10 protein-coding genes are annotated in these 25,408 nt (G+C 75.3%); all 10 read left to right on the plus strand.

The window, feature by feature from the left end; all coding sequences use genetic code 11:
* The first annotated feature begins 252 nt into the window (after window positions 1-252).
* On the plus strand, window positions 253-1,149 hold the full coding sequence (locus AB0B40_RS35340; protein WP_345054436.1) for a proline iminopeptidase-family hydrolase: 897 nt from the start codon (window positions 253-255) through the stop codon (window positions 1,147-1,149).
* Between the two features lie 32 nt (window positions 1,150-1,181).
* Entirely contained in the window at window positions 1,182-2,117 is a 936-nt protein-coding gene (locus AB0B40_RS35345) for an ACP S-malonyltransferase (RefSeq protein WP_362267615.1), read from the plus strand.
* Window positions 2,118-2,142: 25 nt separating this feature from the next.
* Complete coding sequence (locus AB0B40_RS35350) at window positions 2,143-2,394, plus strand: phosphopantetheine-binding protein (RefSeq protein ID WP_345054439.1); 252 nt, start codon at window positions 2,143-2,145, stop codon at window positions 2,392-2,394.
* Window positions 2,395-2,418: 24 nt separating this feature from the next.
* A complete protein-coding gene (locus AB0B40_RS35355; RefSeq protein ID WP_362267618.1) occupies window positions 2,419-3,981 on the plus strand; it encodes an AMP-binding protein in 1,563 nt (520 codons plus the stop codon).
* On the plus strand, window positions 3,978-5,504 hold the full coding sequence (locus AB0B40_RS35360) for an AMP-binding protein (protein ID WP_345054443.1): 1,527 nt from the start codon (window positions 3,978-3,980) through the stop codon (window positions 5,502-5,504). The genes AB0B40_RS35355 and AB0B40_RS35360 overlap by 4 nt, the downstream gene beginning before the upstream one ends.
* Window positions 5,501-6,739 (plus strand): type III PLP-dependent enzyme, encoded by a 1,239-nt coding sequence (locus AB0B40_RS35365; protein ID WP_362267621.1) that lies wholly within the window; start codon window positions 5,501-5,503, stop codon window positions 6,737-6,739. The genes AB0B40_RS35360 and AB0B40_RS35365 overlap by 4 nt, the downstream gene beginning before the upstream one ends.
* The gene (locus tag AB0B40_RS35370; protein ID WP_345054447.1) at window positions 6,739-7,188 is read left to right on the plus strand and encodes a cobalamin-dependent protein; all 450 of its coding nucleotides are present in this window, start codon (window positions 6,739-6,741) and stop codon (window positions 7,186-7,188) included. Before AB0B40_RS35365 ends, AB0B40_RS35370 begins: the two co-directional genes overlap by 1 nt.
* On the plus strand, window positions 7,185-8,465 hold the full coding sequence (locus AB0B40_RS35375) for a methylaspartate mutase (RefSeq protein WP_362267623.1): 1,281 nt from the start codon (window positions 7,185-7,187) through the stop codon (window positions 8,463-8,465). The genes AB0B40_RS35370 and AB0B40_RS35375 overlap by 4 nt, the downstream gene beginning before the upstream one ends.
* 92 nt (window positions 8,466-8,557) lie before the next feature.
* Window positions 8,558-19,333, plus strand: a complete 10,776-nt coding sequence (locus AB0B40_RS35380; RefSeq protein ID WP_362267625.1) for a type I polyketide synthase — start codon at window positions 8,558-8,560, stop codon at window positions 19,331-19,333.
* Window positions 19,334-19,443: 110 nt separating this feature from the next.
* On the plus strand, window positions 19,444-25,408 hold a 5,965-nt coding region (locus AB0B40_RS35385; RefSeq protein ID WP_362267627.1), incomplete at its 3' end, for a type I polyketide synthase.

The following is a 25,408-nucleotide window of genomic DNA, read 5'->3' on the forward strand; positions in this document are numbered from 1 at the left end:
CCCGCGCCCCGGCCGCGGCCCCGCCCGCGTCCCGCCCCCGGCGAGGGCGGCGCACAGGGCGCGGGGCCCGGGTGCCCCTGCCGCTCCCGTACCGCCTAGGGGCGGTTAGGGGTCTGGTGGCGACGCGGGGACGGTTAGCGTCGGCTGCGGACCGCGGGTGCGGAGCGCTCTCAGCACCGGCTCTCCGGTCCCGGCCGGCGCCCGTTCCCCCCGGCCGCCGCCGCGTCCCGCAGCCGAGCAGAGGTGATCAGCGTGTCCCCGGAACCCAGCGCGAAGGGCACCGTCCCCTTCCGGGAGTACCGGACCTGGTACCGGGTGACCGGTGAACTCGGCGCGGGACGCCCGGCGGTCGTTGCCGTGCACGGCGGCCCCGGCAGCACCCACGACTACCTGCTGCCGCTCGCCCGTCTCGCCGAGGACGGCTGGCCCGTCGTCCACTACGACCAGCTCGGCAACGGCGGCTCGACCCACCTGCCCGACAAGGACCCCGGCTTCTGGACGGTCGAGCTGTTCGAGGAGGAACTGGCCAACCTCGTCGGGCGGCTGGGCATCGCCGACGACTACGTCCTGTTCGGACAGTCCTGGGGCGGCCCCCTGTGCGCCCGGCACGCCATGACCGGGCCGCCCGGTCTGCGCGGACTGGTCATCGCCAACGCGCCCGCCTCCTACCCGCTCTGGCTGCAGGAGATGGCACGGCTGCGCGCCGAGCTGCCGCCGCGGACACAGCAGGCCCTGCTGCGGCACGAGGCGGCCGGCACCTACGACAGCGCGGACTACCTGGCCGCCATGCGGGTCTTCTACGACCGTCATGTGTGCCGCCTGACGCCCTGGCCCCGCGACTTCCTGTCCTCCTTCATGGAGATCTACAACGACCCGACCGTCTACTACGCGATGAACGGGCCCAATGAGTTCCACGTCATCGGATCCCTGAAGGACTGGTCGATCGTCGACGAACTGCACCGGATCAGCACGCCGACGCTGCTGGTCAGCGGCCGCCACGACGAGGCCACGCCGGCCGTCGTCCAGCCGTACCACGACAACATCCCCGGAGCGCGCTGGGAGATCTTCGAGGAGTCCAGCCACCTCCCGCACCTGGAGGAACCGGAGCGGTTCTTCGAGGTCATGACCGACTTCCTCAAGAGCCTGTGAACGCGCAACGGCCCGCGAAAGGGGATCGCGCCATGACGCACGACACCGCACTCGTCTTCCCCGGCATGGGACCCGTCCCGTTCGCCGAGGTGGGCCGGTTCATGGTGGCCGACCCCATCGCCCGCAACCTGGTCGCCGTCGCCGACGAGGCGCTCGGCTACTCCCTCGTGGACGCCTACCGGTCCTCCCCGGGCGACTACTCGGAGGCCGCCCAGGTCGCCTTCTTCGTCAACTGCCTCGCCTGCGCCCACTGGGCGCGGGACCACCTCGGCGTCGAACCGGACATCGTCGCCGGGCCCAGCTTCGGCGAGAAGGCGGCCATCGCCTACACCGGCGCCCTGGAACTGCCCGACGCCGTCACCCTGACCGCCGAGATCGCCCGCTGCCTCGAGGACTACTTCGCCGAGGAACACCGGGACATCGTCACCCTGTCCTTCGTCCGCGCCCCCCGCGACGGCCTCGACGCCATCCTCGCCGAGCTGGCGGAGGCGGGGGAGTGGCACGAGATCTCCTGCCACATCGACGACGGCTTCTACATGGTCTCCCTCTCCGAGCACCGCGTGGCGTGGATGGAGGAGCGACTGCGCGCCGTCGGCAGCCTCCCGCTGTACACGATGCGGCCGCCCATGCACGCCTCGGCGTTCCGGTCCCTGCGCGACAAGGCCGCCCGCGAGGTGGTGTCCCGCTACACCTTCGCCGACCCCAAGCTGCCCGTGGTCGCCGACCAGGACGGCAGGCTGCTGCGCACCGGCGAGGAACTGCGCACCATGCTGCTCGACGGCTTCGACCACCCCATGAACTGGCCGAGCGTCACCGCGGCCCTGAAGGACGCAGGCGCCCGCCGCCTGTGCGTCGCCGGGCCGGACAGCCTCTTCGGCCGGGTGCCCTGCGCGACCCGCAACTTCGACGTCGTCGCCGCGCAGCCGCGGCTGGCGATGACCCCCCGGCGCCGCTCGCGCGCCACCTGATCCGCCCGACCCGTTGGAGGCCCCCATGTGGGACGACCAGTTCGAACAGATACTCCGCCCCTTCCTGCCGTTCCTTCCGCCGCAGGAGGAACTGACGCCGGAGTCCGACCTGAAGGACCTCGGCCTGGACTCGCTCGGCACGGTCCAGCTCCTCGGCACACTGGAGGACGGCTACCAGGTCCGCTTCCGCGACAGCGCGCTCACCATGGAAACCTTCCGCACCGCCGGCGTGCTGTGGGACACCGTGCGGGGCATGCTGCAGAGCACCGCGAGCTGACGGGCGGCCACCGTGGACCCCACCATGGACGGCACGCTGTCCGGCAGGTTCGCGCGCGGCCTGGCCCTCGCCCCGGACCGGCCCGCGCTGCGCGCCGACGGCGTCGACCTCACCTACCGCGAACTCCACGAACGCGCCCTGGTCCTGGCCGGCTCCCTGCTGGCCGGGCTCCCCGACGAACCGCCCGTCGTCGGCGTACTGGCCGGCAAGGGGCCCACGGCGTACGCGGCCCTCCTGGCCGGCCTGTACAGCGGCGTCACCGTCGTACCGCTCCAGCCGGCCTTCCCCGCGGCCCGCACCCGGCAGATGATCGAGGCCGCCGGGGTCGGCGCGCTGCTCGCCGACGACGACGCCCTGCCCGCCCTGACCGCGCTGCACGCGGACGGCGTCCGCCTGCCGACCCTGTTCGCGCCCGGCGGGCAGCCGATGCCGGCGCTCGGCGTCGACACCGACAGCGCCCTGAAGGCCCCCATGCCCGCCCGGCCGTCCGACCCCGCCTACGTGCTGTTCACCTCGGGCTCCACCGGCCGGCCCAAGGGCGTGCCGGTCACCCACGCCAACACCGCCCACTACTTCCGGCTGCTCGACGAGCGCTACGACTTCGGCCCGCACGACGTCTTCTCGCAGACCTTCGACCTCAACTTCGACTGCGCGATGTTCGACCTGTTCTGCGCCTGGGGCGCCGGCGCCGCCGTCGTACCCGTACCGCCCCGGGCCTACGCGCACTTCCCGGAGTTCGTGGACGAGCAGCGCATGACCGTGTGGTTCTCCACGCCCAGCGCGATCACCCTGGTGCGCCGCACCGGCGGGCTCACGCCGGGCGCGCTGGCGCCGCTGCGGTGGAGCTTCTTCGCGGGGGAGGCGCTCAGCTGCAAGGACGCCGAGGACTGGGCCGCCGCCGCACCGGGCGCGACCCTGGAGAACCTGTACGGCCCCACCGAACTGACCATCACCGTCACCGCGCACCGCTGGACGCCGGGACGGTACCTGAACGACATGGTGCCGATCGGCGCCGTCCACCCGGGCCACGAGACCCTCCTGCTGGGCCCCGACGGCACGCCGGCCACCGGTGACGAGGGCGAACTGTGCATCGCCGGCCCTCAGCTGACCCCCGGCTACCTCGACCCGGCCGACGACACCGGACGGTTCCTGGTGAAGGACGGCCACCGCTTCTACCGCACCGGCGACCGCGTCCGGCGTGCCGACGGCGGCGGCTGGCTCTACCTGGGCCGCCAGGACGCACAGGTCCAGGTGCACGGAGTACGGGTGGAACTGGCGGAGGTGGACGCCGCCGCACGCACCTGCCCGGGCGTCGAGGACGCCGTGACCGTGGCGGTGCCCGTGGACGGCACGGTGGAACTGGCCGTCTTCCACACCGGTGAACCCGTGGCACCCGCCCGGCTCGCCCGGCACCTGCGCGAGCTGCTGCCGGCCGCCGTCGTCCCGCGCGCCTACCACCACCTGGACGCGCTCCCGCTCAACTCCAACCGCAAGACCGACCGCAGGAAGCTCGCCTCCCGGGCCACGGCCATGCGGCAGCCCGCCGGAGCGCGAGGCACACACGAAAGGCGGCAGGAGACGCAGTGAACGGTCAACCGACAGCGCAGGCCCGCACCGACGCCCGGCTGCACGACCTGCTCGACGAGGCCACCGCCGAGCGCCCCGACGCCCCGGCGGTCGCCGACGGCACGGGCCGCTGGACCTACCGGGAACTCGCCGCCCACAGCCACGCCGTCGACGCCTGGCTGGAAGAACACGGCATCGGCCACGGCGACCGGGTCCTCGTCCAGCTGCCCAGCACCCGCGAACTCGTCGCGCTGCTGTACGGCACCGCCCGCCGCGGCGCCGTCCTCGTCCCCGTCAACACCGGCATGAAGGACTACCACCTGCGGGCCGTCGTCGAGAACGCCGAGCCCTCGCTGGTCGTCGTCACCGACCCCGCCGTCGAACGGATCGCCGCCCTCGCCGCCGGCGTCCCCGTCCTCGGCCTCGGCGGGGTGTGGCAGCAGATCACCGCGCTGCGCGTGCGGGGGGCCCGGTCCGGCGGAGCCGAGGTCGGCCCCGAGGACCTCGCCGTCCTCGTCTACACCTCCGGCTCGACCGCCGCCCCCAAGGCGGTGATCTGCCCGCACGGCCGGATGGTCTTCGCCACCGAGGCCATCAACCTGGAACTCGGCTACCGCCCCGACGACGTGGTGTTCTGCCGCTTCCCCATCTCCTGGGACTACGGCCTGTACAAGGTGCTGCTCACCGCGGCCGGCCGCAGCGAGATCGTGCTCGCCGACGGCGAGTCCGACCTGGTCCTGCTGCGCCGCATCCGGGAGACCGGCGCCACCGTCGTGCCGATCGTGCCCTCTCTGGCCACCATGATCTGCGCCCTCGCGGAACGCGAACCGGACCGGCGGTCCCGGGTGCGCATGTTCACCAACACCGGTGCCGCGCTGCCGAAGACCACCGCCGACGGGCTGCGCACCGCGTTCCCCGGCGCGGAGGTGGTCATCCAGTTCGGACAGACCGAGTGCAAGCGCGTCTCCGTGCTCCCGCCCGCCTTCCAGGACGCCAAGCCCGACTCGGTCGGGCGCCCGCTGCCCGGCACCCGCGCCTTCGTCGTGGACGACGAGGGCACCGAGCTGGCGCCCTGGCAGACCGGGGAGATCGTGGTCGAGGGCCCGCACGTCATGCCCGGCTACTGGCGGGCGCCGGAACAGACCGCGCGCGCCTTCCGCCCCGCACCCGACGGCGGACTCAGGCTGCACACCGGCGACTTCGGCCACGTCGACGAGGACGGCTTCCTCTACTACGAGGGCCGCCGCGACGACATGTTCAAGCACAAGGGCGTGCGCATGAGCACCACCGAGATCGAGGCCGCCGCCACCGACGTCCCCGGCGTCCGCGCCGCCGCCGTCCTGCCGCCCGCCGAGGGCCACGACCTCGCGGTGTTCGCCGAGGGCGACATCGACCCGCACGCCCTGCTGAAGGAACTGTCGCTGCGGCTGGAGCCCGCGAAGGTGCCCGGCGTCAGCCGCGTCGTGGCCGAGCTGCCGCTGACCCCGCACGGCAAGCACGACCGCAAGCGGCTCGCCCGCCTCCTGGAAGGAAACACCCCGTGACCGCCCCCACCGAGCTCGCCGAGCGCTTCGGCACCCCGTCCTACGTGTACGACCTGGACCGGGTGGCGGCGGCCCGCGACGACCTGTTCGCCGCGCTGCCCGACGAGGTCGAGGTGTTCTACGCCGCCAAGGCCAACCCCCACCCCGAACTCCTGCGCGAGCTGCGCTCCGGCGGCGCCCGCGGCTGCCGCGCCGAGATCAGCTCCGTCGGCGAACTCGACGCCGCCCTCCAGGCCGGCTTCCCCGGCGACCGGATCCTCTACACCGGCCCCGGCAAGACCACCGAGGAGCTGACCGAGGCGCTGACGGGCGGCGTCCGCCTGTTCTCCACCGAGTCCCCCGGCGATCTGCGCCGCGTCGGTGAGACCGCGCTGAAGCTCGGCCTCACCGCCGACTGCCTGATCCGCGTCAACAACGCCACCGGAGCCGCGGCCACCAGCATCCGCATGACGGGGGTCCCCTCGCAGTTCGGCTTCGACAGCGAGACCCTGCCCGGCCTCGCCGCCGAACTGCGCGAGGCGCCCGGCACCAGCATCGCCGGACTGCACTTCTTCCCGCTGAGCAACGCCAAGGACGAGGCGAGCCTCATCGCCGAGTTCCGTCACACCATCGCCACCGCCGCCGCACTCCAGGACGCCCTCGGCGTCACGTTCCGCTTCGTCGACATCGGCGGCGGATTCGCCGCGCCGTACGCCGTGCAGGGCGAGCGGCCGGTCTACGGCGAACTGCGCGAGAGCCTCGCCGGGGCGCTGGACGAGCACTTCCCCGGCTGGCGCGGGGGAGCCCCGCGGATCGCCTGCGAGTCCGGCCGCTACCTGGTCGCCGACAGCGGCACCCTGCTCACCTCCGTCGTCAACGTCAAGGACAGCCGCGACCAGCGGTACGTGGTCCTCGACGCCGGCATCAACACCTTCGGCGGCATGTCCGGCCTCGGCCGCATCATGCCGGTCTCCGTCGAGCCGTACGAGTCCGTCGGCGCGGGCGGCACCCCCGCGAGCCTCGCCGGGCCGCTGTGCACCCCGGGCGACCTGCTCGGCCGGAACGTCCCGCTGGCCGACCCGTCACCGGGCGACCTCCTCACCGTGCCCAACGCCGGCTCCTACGGCCCCACGGCCAGCCTGCTGATGTTCCTCGGCCGGCCCGCGCCGGCCGAGATCGTGGTCCGCGGCGCCGAGCTCGTCTCCGTCTCCCGCATCCAGCACACCCGAACCTACGAACACGGACAGGCCCTGTGATGAGCCCCTTCCCGACACCCGCCCCCGGCGACCAGCCCGTCCTCGTGGCCGGCGGCATCTCCGACTCCCACACCTGGAACCTCGTCTACCTCCAGCTCCTCGTCGAGGAGCACGGCCACCGCGTGGTCAACCTCGGCCCCTGCGTCCCCGAGGACCTGCTCATCGCCGAGGCCCTCGCCCACCGCCCGGCCCTCATCGTGGTCAGCAGCGTCAACGGCCACGGCTACCACGACGGCATGCGCACCGTCACCCGGCTGCGCGAACACCCCCAACTCGCCGCCGTGCCCGCCGTCATCGGCGGCAAGCTCGGCATCGCCGGCCCCTGCGGCAGCGACGAGGTGACCGCACTGCGGGCCGCCGGCTACGACGCGGTGTTCGACGACAGCGCCGAGGGCGTGGCCGCGTTCCGGCAGCTGCTCGCGACGCTGCCGCAGCGGGCCCTGGTGTGACCGGCGTCGGGTTCGGCGCGTTCGTGCGCCGGGCTCACGACGCCGGCCGCCTGGTGGTCCAGCCCCGGATGGGGATGAGCAGCCCGGAGCTGATGCGGGCCGGGCTGCTCGCCACCCGGAACGCGGCGGCGACCACCGTCGGCACGATCACCCTGGACAGCTACACCCGGGTCGGCGACCTGGAGTCCGCCAAACTGGCTGTCCTGGAGGGCGTCGCCCTCAACGGCTACCCGATCGTGAGCCACGAGGCGGCCACCACCCTGAACGTGCTCGACGGCATCCACGGCCCCGGCTTCCCGGTCCAGGTCCGGCACGGCTCGGCCGCGCCGCAGGACATCTTCCGGGCACTGACGGCCGTCGGACTCGACGCCTCCGAGGGCGGCCCGGTCTCCTACTGCCTGCCCTACGGCCGCGTCCCGCTGCGCGACTCCGTCGCCCACTGGGCCGCCTCCTGCGAACTGCTCGCCACCGTGCGCGAGTCGGGTGCCGAACCGCACCTGGAGACCTTCGGCGGCTGTGTCCTCGGCCAGCTCTGCCCGCCCAGCCTGCTCGTCGCCGTCAGCCTTCTGGAGGCGCTGTTCTTCCGCCGGCACGGCATCCGCAGCATTTCGGTGAGCTATGCCCAGCAGACCGACCCGCGCCAGGACGCCGAAGCGGTCGCCGCGCTGCGCACGCTGTGCGCGCGGTTCCTGCCGGACACCGAATGGCATGTCGTCGTCTACGCCTACATGGGCCTGTATCCGGAAACGGAACAGGGCGCCTACCGGCTGCTCGGGAAAGCGGCCGAACTCGCCGTCGCCAGCGGCTCCGAACGGCTCATCGTGAAAACCGTCGCGGAATCCCGCCGTATTCCGACCGTGGCGGAGAACGTCGGCGCTCTCGAATACGCCGCCGAGGTCGCGGCGCGCACCCCGCGCGCCCCGCTGGACGGCACCGGCACCCAGACGTACGCGGAGGCGTCGGCACTGGTGAACGCGGTGCTGGAGCTGGACGACGACCTCGGTGCGGCGCTGCTGGCCGCGTTCGCCGAGGGACGTCTCGACGTTCCCTACTGTCTGCATCCGGACAACGCCGGATTCAGCCGGAGTTATATCGACGTGGACGGCCGGCTGGCTTGGGCCGACATCGGAAAGATGCCGCTGAACGGCATCGCCGACGTACGCCCGACACAGGCCGTCACCTCCGCGGAACTGCTCGAATCCCTGTCCTATGTGCGCCGTTCCCACGACCGGCACGACCCCGGGGACACGCGGGCCCACGAACCCGCCAGCCCCTAGGGGTGGTTAAGGGTGTGGCCTTTCGGGGGCCGTCACTACGGTGTGGAAAAAGGTGAGGAAAACCGGTGTCGGCCGAAAGTGGAGATGCGTGGATGAACGGGCCCGGACACGACTCAGCTCTGGCACGACGGCTCGCCACGGCCGTACCGTCCCAGCACCGCAGGCTGGTCACCGAACTGGTACGAACCGCCGTGACCGAGGCGATCGAGGCGGCCCGGCCGGGCACGCTGGACTCCCTCGACCCGGCCGCCCCCTTCTCCGCGCAGGGACTCGACTCGCTCGCCGCGGTCGACCTGCACCGGCGGCTGACCGAGCGGACCGGCCTCGACCTGCCGGTGGCCCTCGCCTACGACTGCCCGACCGTCCACGACCTGGCCGCCCGGCTGCTCGCCGAGGTGCACGGCCGGGCGGACGACCACGCCGAGCCGGCCGGTGACGGCACGGCCGACGAACCGATCGCGGTCGTCGGCATCGGCTGCCGCTTCCCCGGCGGCGTCTCCTCGCCCGCCGACCTGTGGCGGCTGCTGACCGACGGCGGCGAGGTCCTGTCGGGCTTCCCCCAGGACCGCGGCTGGGACCTGGACGCCCTCTACGACGAGGACCCCGAGGTACCCGGCAGCGCCTACGTCCGCAGCGGCGGGTTCCTCGACACCGCCACCGAGTTCGACGCCGAGTTCTTCGGCATCAGCCCGCGCGAGGCGCTCGGCATGGACCCGCAGCAGCGCCTCGTCCTGGAGACCTCCTGGCAGGCCCTGGAGGACGCCGGCATCGACCCCACGGCCCTGCGCGGCACCCCGGCCGGCGTCTTCTTCGGCGCCGAGATGCAGGAGTACGGTCCGCGCCTGCACGACGCCCCCGACGGGCTCGACGCCTACCTGCTCGCCGGGAACGCGGGCAGCGTCATCTCCGGCCGCGTCGCCTATGTGCTGGGCGCGGAAGGGCCGGCGGTCACCGTCGACACCGCCTGTTCCGCCTCCCTGGTCGCCGTCCACCTGGCGTGCCGCTCGCTGCGCCAGGGCGAGTCCTCGCTCGCGCTCGCGGGCGGTGTGGCCGTGATGGGCGGACCGGGCGTGTTCACCGCCTTCAGCCGGCAGCGCGGTCTCGCGCCCGACGGGCGCTGCAAGGCGTTCGCCGCCGCGGCGGACGGCACCGGGTTCGCCGAGGGCGTCGGCGTGCTCGTCCTGGAGCGGCTGAGCGAGGCCCGCCGCCGAGGGCACCGTGTGCTCGCCGTCGTCCGCGGCTCCGCCGTCAACCAGGACGGCGCCTCCAACGGCCTGACCGCACCCAACGGCACCTCCCAGCAGCGGCTGATCCGCCGGGCGCTCGCCGACGCCGGCCTCACCTCCGCCGACGTCGACGTGGTCGAGGCGCACGGCACCGGCACCCGGCTCGGCGACCCCATCGAGGCCACCGCGCTGCTCGCCACCTACGGTCAGGGCCGCCCCGCCGACGCCCCGCTGCTGCTCGGGTCGGTCAAGTCCAACCTCGGGCACACCCAGGCCGCCGCCGGCGCCGCCGGTCTGATCAAGACGATCCTCGCCATGCGGCACGGGCGGATACCCGCGACCCTCCACGTCGACGCCCCCACCCCGCACGTCAACTGGTCCGCGGGGGCCGTGGAACTCGTCACCGAACAGCGCCCCTGGCCCGAGACGGGCCGGGCCCGGCGAGCGGGTGTGTCGTCGTTCGGGGTCAGCGGCACCAACGCCCATGTGATCCTGGAGCAGCCGGAGCCCGCGGACGGCGGCGTCCCGGAGCAGCCGGACGCCCGGCCGACGCCCGCCGGCGCGGACGCCCGCCCCTTCCTCCCCGCCGGAACACCGCTGCCCTTCGCCCTGTCCGCCCGGGGCGAAGCCGCCCTGCGGGCCCGCGCCGCCGATCTGCTGCCCCTGGTGGACGAGGCCGCCCCGATCGACCTCGCCCACTCGCTGGCCACCACCCGGGCCGCCCTGCACGACCGGGCCGTCCTCCTCGCCGCCGACCGCGCGGAACTGCGCGCCGCTCTGCACGACCTGGCCTCCGGCGTCACGCCGCTCACCGCGCGCGCCGACGGCGAACTCGGCTTCCTGTTCACCGGGCAGGGCAGCCAGCGCACCGGCATGGGCCGCGAACTCGCCGCCACCCACCCCGCGTTCGCCGACGCCCTGGACGACGTCTGCGCCCACTTCGACCTCCAGCTCGACCGGCCGCTGCGGGACGTGCTGTTCGCCGAGCCCGGCACCCCCGAGGCCGAGCTGCTGCACCGAACCGAGTACGCGCAGCCCGCGCTGTTCGCCGTGGAGGTCGCCCTCCACCGCCTGCTGGAGAGCTGGGGCCTCACCCCGGACCAGCTCGCCGGGCACTCCGTCGGCGAGATCGCCGCCGCGCACGTGGCCGGCGTGTTCACCCTGCAGGACGCGACGATCCTGGTCGCCGCCCGGGGCCGGCTCATGCAGCGGCTCCCCGAGGGCGGCGCCATGGTCGCCGTACGCGCCGCCGAGGACGAGGTGACGCCGCTGCTGACCCCGCGCACCGGCATCGCCGCCGTCAACGGACCCGCCGCCGTCGTGGTCTCGGGCGACGCGGCCGAGGTGGAGCGCATCACCGCCGAACTCGCCGCGCGCGGCCACGACACCAAGCGTCTGCGGGTCAGTCACGCCTTCCACTCGCCGCTGATGGAACCCATGCTGGCCGAGTTCCGCCGGATCGCCCACGTCCTGGACTACGCCGAGCCGAGGCTGCCGGTCGTCTCGACCGTCACCGGCGGCCCCGTCACCTCCGAGCTGTGCGACCCCGAGTACTGGGTGGAGCACGTCCGCGCCCGGGTCCGCTTCCACGACGCCGTGCGCACACTCGCCGACACCGGGGTGCGCACCTTCCTGGAGATCGGCCCCGACGCGGTGCTGTCCGCCATGGGCCCCGACTGCACCGACGCGCCCGGCACCGCCTTCCTGCCCGTCCTGCGGCGCGAGCGGCCCGAGGCACGCGAAGCCGCCGCCGCGCTCGCCGCCGCCCACGCCCGGGGCGTCCCCGTCGACTGGCAGCGGCACTTCTCCGGCCTGGGCGGGCGCCGCATCGACGTCCCCCACTACCCCTTCCAGCGGCGCCGCTTCTGGCTGGAGCAGAGCGCCGCCACCGATGCCGCGGGCCTCGGCCAGCTCCCCGCGGGCCACCCGCTGCTGGCGGCCGTGGTCGCCGTCGGCGCCGAGGGCGTCGTACTGACCGGACGGCTGTCCACCCGCACCCAGCCCTGGCTCGCCGACCACGTCATCGCCGGGCGGGTGCTGTTCCCCGGCACCGCGTTCGTGGAACTCGCCCTGCGCGCGGGCGACCACGTCGGCGCGAACACCCTGGAGGAACTGACCCTCGGCGCCCCGCTCGTGCTGCGCGCCGACGAGGACGTCGCCGTCCAGGTCGCCGTCGGCGAACCCGACGACACCGGCCGCCGCGGCGTCACCGTCCACACCCGCGCCGGCGAGGCGTCCCCCTGGACCCAGCACGCCGCCGGCGTCCTGTTCACCACCACCGCCCCGGCCGCCGAAGCCGTCCCGGCCGCCTGGCCGCCACCGGACGCCCGGCCCCTGGACACCACGGCCGTCTACGCGGACCTCGCCGAACAGGGCTACGGCTACGGCCCCGCCTTCCAGGGCCTGCGCGCCGCCTGGCGGCACGGTACCGACATCTACGCCGAGGTCGCCCTGCCCGAGGAGACCGCGGCCGACGCGGCCGGGTTCGGTGTGCACCCCGCGCTCCTCGACGCCGCCCTGCACGCGGCCGACCTCGACGCCCCGGCGCGCGCCGAGGTACTGGTGCCGTTCGCCTGGACCGGCGTCACCCTGCACGCCACCGGCGCGCCGGCGCTCCGTGTGCGCATCACCCGCGGTGGCGGCGACACCATCGCCCTGCACCTCGCCGACGCCACCGGCGCCCCGGTGGCCGACATCGAGGCCATGACCTCCCGCCCCGTACAGGCCGGTGACGTCCTGTACGCAGTGCGGTGGTCGCCGTACCCCCGACCGGCGACCACCGCACCCCTGCGCACCGCCGTCCTGGACGGCGGTGCCGAGGGAATCGACGCCCTGCTCACCGGGCCGGCCCCGGACGCCGTGGTGCACCGCGTGCCCGGCCCGGCGGGCGCCGACGCCGACGCAGCGCGCGCCCACGTCCGCCACGTACTGCGGCTGCTGCGCGGCTGGCAGACGGACGAACGACTCACCGGCACCCGGCTCGTCGTGGTCACCCCGCCGGCGAGCCCCGCCCACGCGGCCGTCCGCGGCCTGGTGCGCTCCGCCCAGGCGGAGAACCCCGGCCGGTACGTCCTCGTCGAGCACGAGCAGGTGCCCACCGAGGCCGACGTGCGCCGGATCCTCGCCACCGGCGAACCCGAACTCTCCCTCGCGGACGGCCGGTTCGCCGTACCGCGGCTGACCGGGCAGCCCTCCGGCGCGGAACCCGCCGCCGACTGGGGCACCGTCCTCGTCACCGGCGGCACCGGGGGTCTGGGCGCGCTGCTCGCCCGGCACCTGGTCCGCACCCACGGCGTGCGCCGCCTGGTGATCGCCGGACGCCGCGGCGCCGCGCCCGAGCTGCACGCCGAACTCACCGCGCTCGGCGCCGAGGTGACTGTGGCCGCCTGTGACGTCGGCGACCGCGAGGCGCTGCGCCGGCTGCTCGCGGAGCACCCCGTGGACTCCGTGGTCCACGCGGCGGGCACCGTCCGCGACGGCATCGTGGACACCCTCACCGACGAGATGGTGGACGAGGTCTTCCACGCCAAGGCACTGGGCGCCTGGCACCTGCACGAGCTGACCCGGGACCGCGACCTGTCCCACTTCGTGCTGTACTCCTCCCTCGCCGCCGTCCTCGACGGCCCCGGCCAGGGCAACTACGCCGCCGCCAACGCCTATGTGGACGCCCTCGCCGAGCACCGCGCCGCCCTCGGCCTGCCGGCCACCGCGCTCGCCTGGGGCCTGTGGGCCGCCGACAGCGGCATGGGCGCCGCACTGGACGACACGGCCCGGGAGCGCATCGCGGCCTACGGCATACCCGGCCTGTCCGCCGGACGTTCCCTGGAGCTGTTCGACGCCGCCGTGCGCTCCCGCGCACCCCACCTCGTCCCCGTGGAGATCGACGCCACCGCCGTACGCCGCCGCCCCGACGGCATACCGCCGCTGCTGAGCACCCTCGTGCGACCGGCCACCCGGCGGGCCGCGGCCGGCACCGCCGCCCCCGCGCCGGCCACGGACGGCAAGCTCGCCGCGCTGCCCGCCGCCGACCGCGACCGCGCCCTCCTCGAGCTGGTCCGCACCGAGGTCGCGGCAGTGCTCCGGCACGACGGGCCGTCCGCCATCGACCCCGGACGGGCCTTCACCGACCTCGGCTTCGACTCGCTGGCCGCCGTCGAACTGCGCAACCGGCTCGGCACCGCCACCGGGCTGCGGCTGCCCGCCACCCTCGTCTTCGACCACCCCACCTCCCGCGCGCTCGCCGACCACGTCCGCGACACGCTCTTCGGCACCGGCGAGCAGGCCACCGCCGCCCCCACCACCCGCACCGCGGCCGACGACGACCCGATCGTCATCGTGGGCATGGGCTGCCGCTACCCCGGCGGGGTCCGCTCCCCGGAGGACCTGTGGCGGCTCGTCGCCGACGGCGTCGACGCGGTCGGCGGCTTCCCGGCGGACCGCGGCTGGGACACCGAGACCCTCTACGACCCGGAGCCGGGCGTCCCCGGCCGCACCTACACCCGCGAGGGCGCCTTCCTGTACGACGCGGCCGAGTTCGACCCCGGCTTCTTCGGCATCAGCCCGCGCGAGGCCACCGCCATGGACCCGCAGCAGCGGCTGCTGCTGGAGGTGTCCTGGGAGGCGCTGGAGCGCTCCGCCATCGACCCGCACCGGCTGCGGGGCTCGCGCACCGGCGTGTTCGCGGGCGTCATGTACCACGACTACGGCACCTGGCTGTCCGACGTTCCCGAGGACCTCGCGGCCTACCTCGGCAACGGCAGCCTCGGCAGCGTCGTCTCCGGCCGGGTCGCCTACGCCCTCGGCCTGGAGGGGCCCGCCGTCACCATCGACACCGCCTGCTCCTCCTCGCTGGTCACCCTGCACCTGGCGGCCCAGGCGCTGCGGCAGGGCGAGTGCGACCTCGCCCTGGTCGGCGGCGTCACCGTCATGTCCACACCGGACACCTTCGTGGACTTCGCCCGGCAGCGCGGTCTCGCCGCCGACGGCCGCTGCAAGTCCTTCTCCGCCGCGGCCGACGGCACCGGCTGGGGCGAGGGCGTCGGAGTGGTCGTCGTGGAGCGGCTGTCCGACGCACGCCGCAACGGCCACCGCGTGCTCGCCCTGGTCCGTGGCTCGGCCGTCAACTCCGACGGCGCCTCCAACGGCCTGACCGCCCCCAACGGCCCCTCCCAGCAGCGGGTCATCCGGGCCGCGCTGGCCGCCGCCGGGCTCACCCCGGCCGACGTCGACGCCGTCGAGGCGCACGGCACCGGTACGACACTGGGCGACCCGATCGAGGCACAGGCGCTGCTGGCCACATACGGCCAGGACCGGCCGGCCGGCGAGCCGCTGTGGCTGGGTTCCGTCAAGTCCAACATGGGGCACACCCAGGCCGCCGCCGGTGTCGCGGGCGTCATCAAGATGGTCATGGCGATGCGCAACGGGGTCCTGCCCCAGACCCTGCACGTCGACGCGCCGTCCCACCAGGTCGACTGGAGCGCCGGCGCGGTGGCACTGCTCACCGAGCGGCGGCCGTGGCCGACGCCCGGCCGCCCGCGCCGCGCCGGAGTGTCCTCCTTCGGGATCAGCGGCACCAACGCCCACGTGATCCTGGAGGACTTCGCCGAGCCCGAGCCGGCGCCCCTTGCGGCGGACCCGGCCACCGCCCCCGCGGTGCTCGCCCTCCCCGTATCCGCCCGCTCACCCGAAGCCCTGCGCGGCCAGGCCCGGCGCCTGCTGGAACTGACCGGCGCCGCCCCCGCCGACCTCGGCCTGGCCCTGGCCACCACCCGCGGCACCCACCCCCACCGGGCCGTCGTCCTCGCGACCGGCGACGACCAGGCCGCCACCGCGCTGGACGCCCTGGCACGCGGTGCCGAGGCACCGGGCCTGCTCGTCACCGGCTCCGCCACCGACGGCACGCTCGCCTACCTGTTCTCCGGTCAGGGCGCCCAGCGCCCCGGCATGGGCCGCGACTGGTACGACGCCTTCCCCGTCTACGCCGAGCACTTCGACCGCACCGCCGCGCTCTTCGACAAGCACCTGGAACGGCCGCTGGCCGAGGTCGTCCTCGGCGACGACCCCGAGACCCTGGAGCGGACCGCCTACACGCAGGCCGCGCTGTTCGCCACGCAGGTCGCCCTCTACCGGCTGCTGGAGTCCCTCGGACTGCGCCCCGACTGGCTGGCCGGCCACTCCGTCGGCGAGTTCGCCGCCGCGCACGTCGCGGGCGTGTGGTCGCTGCAGGACGCCGTCACCGCGGTCGCCGCCCGGGGCCGGCTCATGCAGGCCCTGCCCGAGGGCGGCGCGATGGTCGCCGTACAGGCGTCGGAGGAGGAGGTGACACCGCTGCTGGACGGGCGCAGGTGCGGCATCGCCGCCGTCAACGGCCCCCGCGCCGTGGTCGTCTCCGGCGACGAGGACGCCGTCGCCGAGGTCGCCGCCCACTTCGCGACCACCCGCAGGCTGCGCGTCTCGCACGCCTTCCACTCACCCCGCATGGAGCCCATGCTGGAGGCGTTCGGGGAGGTCATGAACGGCATCGAGGCAGCGGAGCCGACGGTCCCGATCGTCTCCACCCTCACCGGCGCCCCGGCCGGCGCCGCCGAACTCGGCTCCGCAGACTACTGGGTACGGCACGTCCGGCAGACCGTGCGCTTCGCGGACGCCGTCGCGACACTGGCCGCCAAGGGCGCCGACACCTTCCTCGAACTCGGCGCCGCGCCCGTGCTCACCGCCCTCGGCCCCGACTGCCTGCCCGACGCCGACGACACCGCGTTCCTCCCCACCGCGCGGAAGGACACCGCCCAGCTGCCCGGTCTGCTCGCCGCCCTGGCCGCCGTCCACACCCGGGGCCCGGACGTCGACTGGGCCGCGCTGTACGGGACGTACGCGGGCCGCCGCGTCGAACTGCCCACCTACGCCTTCGACCACCGCCGGTACTGGCTCCCCACGGCCGCCGTCACCGCCGGGGACGCCGCCGGGCACGGCCTCGCCACCGCCGGCCATCCGCTGGTCAGCGCCCGCCTGGACCTGCCCGGCGACGCCGGTCTGCTGCTCACCGGCCGGATCTCCACGGCCACCCATCCGGTCCTCGCCGAACACGCCGTCCTGGGCACGGTCCTGGTGCCCGGCGCCGCCCTGGTCGACCTCGCCCTGCACGCCGGACGCCTCACCGGACGTCCCGTCCTGGAGGAACTGACCCTGCAGGCCCCGCTGGTGCTGGACGCGGACACCGCCGTACGCCTCCAGGTCGCGGCGGGCGCCGAGGGCTCCGTGGAGATCCACTCCCGCGCCGAGAACGCCCCCGCCGACGAGGGCTGGACGCGGCACGCCACCGGCACCCTCACCGGCCAGGTCACCGCGCCCCGGCCCGGCGCCGCCACCGCGCCCCCGTCCGCGCCCGGCGCGTGGCCGCCCCCCGGCGCCACCCCGCTCGACGTCACCGGCCTCTACCCGCGCCTGCACGCCGAGGGCTACGACTACGGCCCGGTCTTCCGCGGCGTACAGGCCGCCTGGCGGTACGGCGACACCCTCCTCGCCGAGCTGGAACTGCCCGCGGGCGCGGGCCAGGACGCGGCCCGGCACGCCCTGCACCCCGCACTCCTCGACTCCGCCCTGCACGTCACCTCCCTCCTGGACGACGAACCCGGGGAACGCTCCGGCGCCATCGCGCTGCCGTTCGCCTGGGCCGGCGTCACCGCCCACGCCCGAGGCGCCCTCTCCGCCCGCGTCCGGGTCGCCCCCGGCACCGACGGCACCCGCATCGAACTGACGGACTCCGAGGGCCGGCCCCTCGCCACCGTCGACTCCTACGTCACCCGCGCGGTCACCGCGGACCGGCTCACCCGGCAGCGGCGCCACCTGTACACCGTCACCGACGAACCACTGCCCGAGACCGCCGGGCGCCCCGACCGCCGTACCTGGGCGGTCCTCGGCGACGACGACCTCGGCCTCGGCGCCCCCGTGCACGCCGGGCTGGACACCCTCGGCACCACCGTCCCCGACGTGGTGATCCTGCCGGTCACCACCCCGCACCCGCAGGGCGAGCAGCTGCCCGGCGCCGTACGGACCGCCCTCGGCCGCACCCTGGAGACCCTGCGGGCGTGGTCGGCCGACGAGCGCTACGCCGGTTCGACGCTGGTCGTCCTCACCGGCGGCGGCCTCGCCGACGCCTCGGTGCACGGGCTGGTGCGAGCCGCGCAGGCCGAGGACCCCGGCCGGATCCTCCTCGTCGGCCGGGCCGCGCCCGATGGACCCGTACCGGACCGCGCCGCGCTGGCCGCCCTCCTCGACTCCGGGGAACCGGAGGCCCGGTGGCGGGACGGCCGGGCACACGCCCCCCGCCTGGCACACGCGGAGGACGCCCCGGGCGCGGACCGCCCGTGGGGCACCGTCCTGGTCACCGGCGGCACCGGCGGACTCGGCGCCCGGGTCGCCCGCCACCTGGCCGAACGGCACGGCGTCAGCCGCCTCGTGCTGGCCGGCCGGCGCGGACCCGACGCGCCGGGCGCCGGCCGACTGCGCGCCGACCTGGAGGCGCTGGGCGCCGAAGCCGAGATCGTCGCCTGCGACGTCGCCGACCGCACCGCGCTCGCCGCCCTGCTCACCGCGCACCCCGTCGACAGCGTCGTCCACACCGCCGGCGTCCTCGACGACGGCCTGGTCACCGCGCTGACCCCGGCCCGGCTGGACACCGTGCTGCGGCCCAAGGCGGACGCCGCCTGGCACCTGCACGAACTGACCCTGGACCGCGAGCTCGCCCACTTCGTGCTGTTCTCCTCGGCCGCCGGCACCATCGACGCCTCGGGCCAGGGCAACTACGCCGCCGCCAACGTCTTCCTCGACGCGCTGGCCGCCCACCGCGCCGCCCTCGGGCTGCCCGCCACCTCCCTCGCCTGGGGCCTGTGGTCCGGCGGCGGCATGGGCGCCGGTCTGGACGCGAGCGAGGTGCAGCGCATCGAGCGCTCCGGGATCGGCGCGCTCGACCCGGACGAGGCACTGGAGCTGTTCGACGCCGCCGTGGCCGGTGGCAGCCCGGCCCTGCTGCCCGTACGGCTGGACACCGCCGCCCTGCGCCGCCGCGGCGACGACCTCCCGGCCGTACTGCGCACCCTGGCCGGCGTCACCGCACGCCCGGACCACGGCGACGGCGCCCGCACCCTGGGCGAGCGACTGGCCGGACTCCCCGCCGTCGACCACGAACACACCGTCCTGGAGGCGGTGCGCACCGAGGTGGCCGCCGTCCTCGGCCACGCCGGCCCGGCCGCGGTCGAGCCGCGCCGCGCCTTCACCGAGCTGGGCTTCGACTCGCTCGCCGCCGTCGAACTGCGCAACCGGCTGAACGCGGTCAGCGGACTGCGTCTGCCGTCCACACTGATCTTCGACTACGCCACCCCGGCGGCGCTCGCCGGCCACCTCCTGGAACGGCTCGTGCCGGACACCGGGGGACCCGAGGACAGCCCGGCGCAGCACGGCGACGACGAACTGCGCGGCCTGATCTCCCGCATCCCCGTCGCCCGCATCCGGGAGGCCGGTCTGCTCGACAGCCTGCTGAAGCTGTCCGAGCGGGACCCCGAACCCGCCGACCGGGCCCTGGACATCAAGTCCATGGCCGTGGCCGACCTGGTGCGCGCCGCACTCGACCGCAGCGGCACCCAGTGACCCACCCCGGTGCCGGACGCCGCGCCGCGTCCGGCACCGGGCACCCCTTCCCCGGCGCACCCTCCACCGCGTCACCAGCGCCGCCGAGCCAGCAGGGAGCGACACCGACCGTGGACACATCCGTCGAGCAGATCGTCGAGGCGCTGCGCGAGTCATTGCTCGAGAACGAGCGGCTGCGCCGGCGACACACCGAGATCACCGAGGCGGCGCAGGAGCCCGTCGCGATCGTCGCCATGAGCTGCCGCTACCCCGGCGGCGTCCGTACGCCCGAGCAGCTGTGGCGGCTGGTCGACGCCGGCACGGACGCGGTGGGCGACTTCCCCGCGGACCGCGGCTGGGACGTCGAGGGCATCTACGACCCCGACCCCGACGCCCCCGGCAAGACGCATGTCCGTGAGGGCGGGTTCCTGTACGACGCGGCCGAGTTCGACCCCGGCTTCTTCGGCATCAGCCCGCGCGAGGCCGTCGCGATGGACCCGCAGCAGCGGCTGCTGCTGGAGACCGCCTGGGAGGCCTTCGAACGCGCCGGCATCGACCCGCACAGCCTCAAGGGCAGCCGCACCGGCATCTACGCGGGCGTCATGTACCACGACTACGGCAGCTGGCTCACCGAGGTGCCGGAGGGCGTGGAGGGCTACCTCGGCAATGGCAACCTGGGCAGCGTCGCCTCCGGACGCGTCTCCTACGTCCTCGGCCTGGAAGGGCCCGCCGTCACCGTCGACACCGCCTGCTCCTCCTCCCTCGTCGCCCTCCACCTCGCGGTGCAGGCGCTGCGCACCGGCGAGTGCGGCCTGGCCCTCGCCGGTGGCGTGACGGTGATGTCCACCCCCGACACCTTCATCGACTTCTCCCGCCAGCGGGGCCTCGCGGAGGACGGCCGCTGCAAGTCCTTCGCGGAGGGCGCCGACGGCACCGGCTGGGGCGAGGGCGCCGGTCTGCTCCTGCTGGAGCGGCTCAGCGACGCCCGCCGCAACGGCCACCGCGTGCTGGCCGTCATCCGTGGTACCGCCGTCAACCAGGACGGCGCCTCCAACGGCCTGACCGCCCCCAACGGCCCCTCCCAGCAGCGGGTCATCCGCGCGGCCCTCGCCGACGCCCGCCTCGAGCCCCGCCAGGTGCACGCCGTCGAGGCCCACGGCACCGGCACCCCGCTGGGCGATCCGATCGAGGCACAGGCCCTGCTGGCCACCTACGGCCAGGACCGCGACGAACCGCTGTGGCTCGGCTCGGTCAAGTCCAACATCGGGCACACCCAGGCCGCCGCCGGTGTCGCCGGCGTCATCAAGATGGTGATGGCCATGCGGCACGGCCGGCTGCCCAGGACCCTGCACGCCGACCGCCCCACGTCCCAGGTGGACTGGGCCGCGGGCGCCGTGGAACTGCTGAGCGAGGCCCGTGACTGGCCCGCCGACGGCGAGCCCCGCCGCGCCGCCGTCTCCTCCTTCGGCATCAGCGGCACCAACGCCCACGTCATCGTCGAGGCCGCCGCCGAGTCCGAGGGCCGGCCGGAGGAGCCGTCCTGGACCGGGCCGCTCCCGCTGGTGCTGTCCGGCAACGGCGAACAGGGCCTGGCCGCCCAGGCCCGCAACCTCCTCGACCACCTCACCACCGGCACCGATCCCGTCCCCGACATCGCCCACACGCTCGCCACCGGGCGCGCCGCGCTGGCCGAGCGCGCGGTCGTCACCGGCGCCGACCTGCCCGCGCTCACCGCGGGCCTGACCGCGCTCGCCGCGGGCGAGGCCGCGCCGAACGTGGTGCGCGGCAGGCCGGCGGGGGAGTCCCGCATCGCCTTCGTCTTCCCCGGCCAGGGCTCCCAGTGGACCGGCATGGCCGCCGAACTGCTCGACACCTCACCCGTGTTCGCCGCGCGCATGGCCGACTGCGCGGCGGCCCTCGCGCCCGTCACCGACTGGGACCTCATCGAGACGGTGCGGGCGCGCCGGCCGCTGGAGCGGGTGGACGTCGTCCAGCCCGTGCTGTGGGCGATCATGGTGTCGCTCGCCGAGGTGTGGCAGGCCCACGGGGTCCGGCCCGCCGCCGTCATCGGTCACTCGCAGGGCGAGATCGCCGCCGCCTGCGTGGCCGGCGCGCTCTCCCTCGCCGACGGCGCCCGCGTCGTGGCCCTGCGCAGCCAGGCCATCGCCCGCGAACTCTCCGGCCGCGGCGGCATGATGTCGGTGGCCCTGCCCGAGGCCCGGGTGCGCGCCCTCGTCGCCCGCTACGAGGGCCGGGTCGCGGTGGCCGCCGTCAACGGCGCCTCCTCCGCGGTGCTGTCCGGCGACGCCGACGCCCTGGACGAACTCCGCGAGACCATCGTGGCCGGCGGCGACCGCGCCAAGCGGCTCCCGGTGGACTACGCCTCGCACAGCGCCCACGTCGAGTCGATCCGGGAACGGCTGCTCACCGACCTGGCCGGCGTCCGGGCCCGGCCCGCCGAGGTGCCGTTCTACTCCACCGTCACCGGCGCCCGGATCGACACCACCGGCCTGGACGCCGCCTACTGGTACACCAACCTGCGCCAGAGCGTGCTGTTCGAGCCGACCACACGCACCCTGCTGGAGGCCGGGTACGGGGTCTTCGTGGAGTGCAGCCCCCACCCCGTGCTCCTGCACAGCATCGAGGAGACCGCCGACACCACGGGCGCCAGCATCACCGGCCTCGGCTCGCTGCGGCGCGACGACGGCGGCCCCGAGCGCGTCCTGGCCGCGCTGGGCGAAGCCTTCGTGGCCGGCGTACCGGTCGACTGGCCGGCCGTGTTCAGCGGCATGCCGGTACGCTCCGCCGACCTGCCCACCTACGCCTTCCAGCGCGAGCGGTACTGGCTCGGCCGGTCCGCCGCCACCGGAGACGTCACCGCCGCCGGGCTGACGGCCACCGGCCACCCGCTGCTGGGCGCCGCCGTCCCGGTCGCCGAGGGCGGTACCGTGTTCACCGGCCGCCTCTCCAGCACCACCACACCCTGGCTCACCGACCACGCCGTGTCCGGCACCACGCTGCTGCCCGGTACCGCCCTGGTCGAGGCGGCGCTCGCCGCCGGCCACGCCCTCGGCTGCGGGCACCTCGCCGAACTCACCCTCCAGGCACCGCTGGTGCTGCCCGACCGGGGCGCGGTCCAGCTGCAGCTGCAGGTGGCCGCCGCCGACGGCTCCGGGCACCGCGCGCTGACCGTCCACTCCCGTCCCGAGGGCGCGGACGACACCGCCTGGACCCCGCACGCCACCGGCCTGCTAGCCCCGCAGACCGGCGCGCCCGCCTTCGACCTCACCGTCTGGCCGCCCCGGGGCGCCGAACCCGTACCCGTCGGGGACGCCTACGCCCGCCTCGCCGGCCTCGGCTACGACTACGGGGCCGCCTTCCAGGGGCTGCGCGCGGTCTGGCGGCGCGGCGACGAGACCTTCGCCGAGGTCGAACTCCCCGTCGACGCCGACGCCTTCGCCCTGCACCCGGCCCTGTTCGACGCCGCCCTGCACGCCGACGGCCTCGGCACCGGCGCCGAGGACACCGCCCGGCTGCCCTTCTCCTGGACCGGGGTCTCGCTCCACGCGGCCGGAGCCACCGCACTGCGGGTCCGGCTCCACGGCGGGGAGGCCCTGTCCCTCCAGCTGGCCGACCCCACGGGCGCCCCGGTCGCGGAGGTCGAGGCCCTGGTCTCCCGGCCGGTCGACCCGGCCGCACTCGACGCCGGTGCCCGCGTCGACGACCTGTACCGCCTGGACTGGCCGGCGCTGCCCGTGCCGGAGGCGCCCGCACCCGAGTACGCCGTCCTGGACGAGCACGGGCCGGCCGCACTGGACGCCGTGCCCGCCTGGGTGGTGCTGACGGCCGGCGGCGAAGACGAGCCGCTGCGCGGCACGCGCCGGGCCGCCGAGCGGGTCCTGGCCGCCATCCGTGACTGGCTGGCCGACGAACGTACCGCCGCCGCACGGCTGCTGGTGCTCACCCGGGGTGCCGTGGCGGTGGGGGAGGAGGACGTCACCGACCTGGCCGGCGCCGCCGTGTGGGGCCTGGTCCGGGCCGCGCAGGGCGAGCACCCCGGGCGCTTCGTGCTCGTGGACCGCGCCGACGGCGACACCGCTGCCGCCGTGGCCACCGCCGCGGCCTGCGGTGAGCCCCAACTGGCGCTGCGCGAGGGGACGGTGCACGTGCCCCGGCTGGCCCGCGCCACCCCGCGCGGCCAGGTGCCGTCCCTCGACCCCGACGGCACCGTCCTGATCACCGGCGGCACCGGCGTGCTGGGCGCCCTCGTCGCCCGCCACCTGGTCGCCGAGCACGGGGTACGCCGACTGGTGCTGGCCGGACGCAGCGGCACCGCCGCCGACGACTTCGCCGACGTGGACGCGGAGATCGTCGTGGCCCGCTGCGACGCCGCCGAGCGCGGCGAACTGGCCCGGCTGCTCGCCGAGATGCCGTCCGGCCGCCCCTTGACCGCGGTCGTCCATCTCGCCGGCGTCCTCGACGACGGGCTGGTGACCGACCAGACGCCCGAGCGTCTGGACGCCGTCCTGCGCCCCAAGGCCGACGCCGCCTGGCATCTGCACGAGCTGACGCGCGACCTCGGCCTCGCCGCGTTCGTGCTGTTCTCCTCCGCCGCGGGAACGGTCGACGGCGCCGGACAGTCCGGCTACGCCGCCGCCAACGCCTTCCTGGACGCGCTGGCCGCCCACCGCAGGCACCACGGCCTGCCCGCCCACTCCCTGGCCTGGGGCTTCTGGGAACAGCGCACCGGCCTGACCGCCCACCTCACCGACGCCGACGTGGCCCGCATGGCGCGCGCCGGCGTCCGCCCCATCCCCACCGAGCAGGGCATGGGACTGCTCGACGCCGCCCTGGCCGCCGACGAGCCGCTGCTGCTCCCCGTCGGCCTGGACCTCGCCGTCCTGCGCCGCGCCGACGACGTCCCCGCCGTACTGCGGGGCCTCGTCCCCGCCCGCACCCGCCGCACCGCGGCCTCCCGCACGGACTCCGCCTCGCTCGCCGACCGGCTGGCCGCCCTCGGCCCCGCCGAACGCGAAACGGCCCTGCTGGAACTGGTCCGCACCCATGTCGCCGCCGTGCTCGGGCACAGCGGCGACATGACGCTCGATCCACGCCGCTCGTTCCGCGAGTCCGGCTTCGACTCGCTCACGGCGGTGGAGCTGCGCAACCGCCTGGGCAACGCGGTCGGCCTGCGCCTGCCCGCCACCCTCGTCTTCGACTACCCCGACGCGGGCGCCCTCGTGGGGTACCTCAGCACGGAACTCTTCGGCGCCCCGGCCGAGACCGCCGCCGAAGCGGTCGTGCGGGAAGCGGACGAACCGGTCGCCGTCGTGGCAATGGCCTGCCGCTACCCCGGCGGTGTCAGCACGCCCGAGCAGCTGTGGCGGCTGCTGGCCGAGGGCGGTGACGGCATCGGCGCCTTCCCCGCCGACCGAGGCTGGGACCTGGACGCCCTGTACGACCCGGAGCCGGGCAAGGCCGGCCACTCCTCCACCCGCTCCGGCGGCTTCCTGTACGACGCCGCCGACTTCGACCCGGACTTCTTCGGCATCGGCCCCCGCGAGGCCCTGGCCATGGACCCGCAGCAGCGGCTGCTGCTGGAGACCTCCTGGGAGGCGCTGGAGCGGGCCGGCATCGACCCGCACGCCGTACGCGGCACCCGCACCGGCGTCTTCGCCGGGGTGATGTACCACGACTACGGCAGCCGGCTGCACCGCGTCCCCGAGTCCGTGCGCGACTACCTCGGCAACGGCAGCCTCGGCAGCGTGGCCTCCGGCCGGGTCGCCTACGCCCTCGGCCTGGAGGGACCGACCCTCACCGTCGACACGGCCTGCTCCTCGTCCCTGGTGGCGCTGCACCTGGCCGCGCAGGCGCTGCGGCAGGGCGAGTGCACCCTGGCACTGGCCGGCGGTGTGTCCGTGATGTCGACCGTCGACACGTTCGTGGACTTCAGCAGGCAGCGCAACCTCGCCGCCGACGGCCACGCCAAGTCCTTCGCCGACGCGGCGGACGGCACGGCTCTGTCCGAGGGCGCCGGGATGCTCGTCCTGGAGCGGCTGTCGGACGCGCGGGCCAACGGGCATCCGGTGCTGGCCG

The sequence above is a fragment of the Streptomyces sp. NPDC042638 genome (assembly GCF_040647235.1).
Taxonomy (GTDB): Bacteria; Actinomycetota; Actinomycetes; order Streptomycetales; family Streptomycetaceae; genus Streptomyces; species Streptomyces rameus.

Coding starts and splice junctions, on each gene's coding strand:
- AB0B40_RS35370 (WP_345054447.1), top strand. CDS start 6,739: ATGAGCCCCTTCCCGACACCCGCCCCCGGCGACCAGCCCGTCCTCGTG.
- AB0B40_RS35345 (WP_362267615.1), top strand. CDS start 1,182: ATGACGCACGACACCGCACTCGTCTTCCCCGGCATGGGACCCGTCCCG.
- AB0B40_RS35380 (WP_362267625.1), top strand. CDS start 8,558: ATGAACGGGCCCGGACACGACTCAGCTCTGGCACGACGGCTCGCCACG.
- AB0B40_RS35350 (WP_345054439.1), top strand. CDS start 2,143: ATGTGGGACGACCAGTTCGAACAGATACTCCGCCCCTTCCTGCCGTTC.
- AB0B40_RS35355 (WP_362267618.1), top strand. CDS start 2,419: ATGGACGGCACGCTGTCCGGCAGGTTCGCGCGCGGCCTGGCCCTCGCC.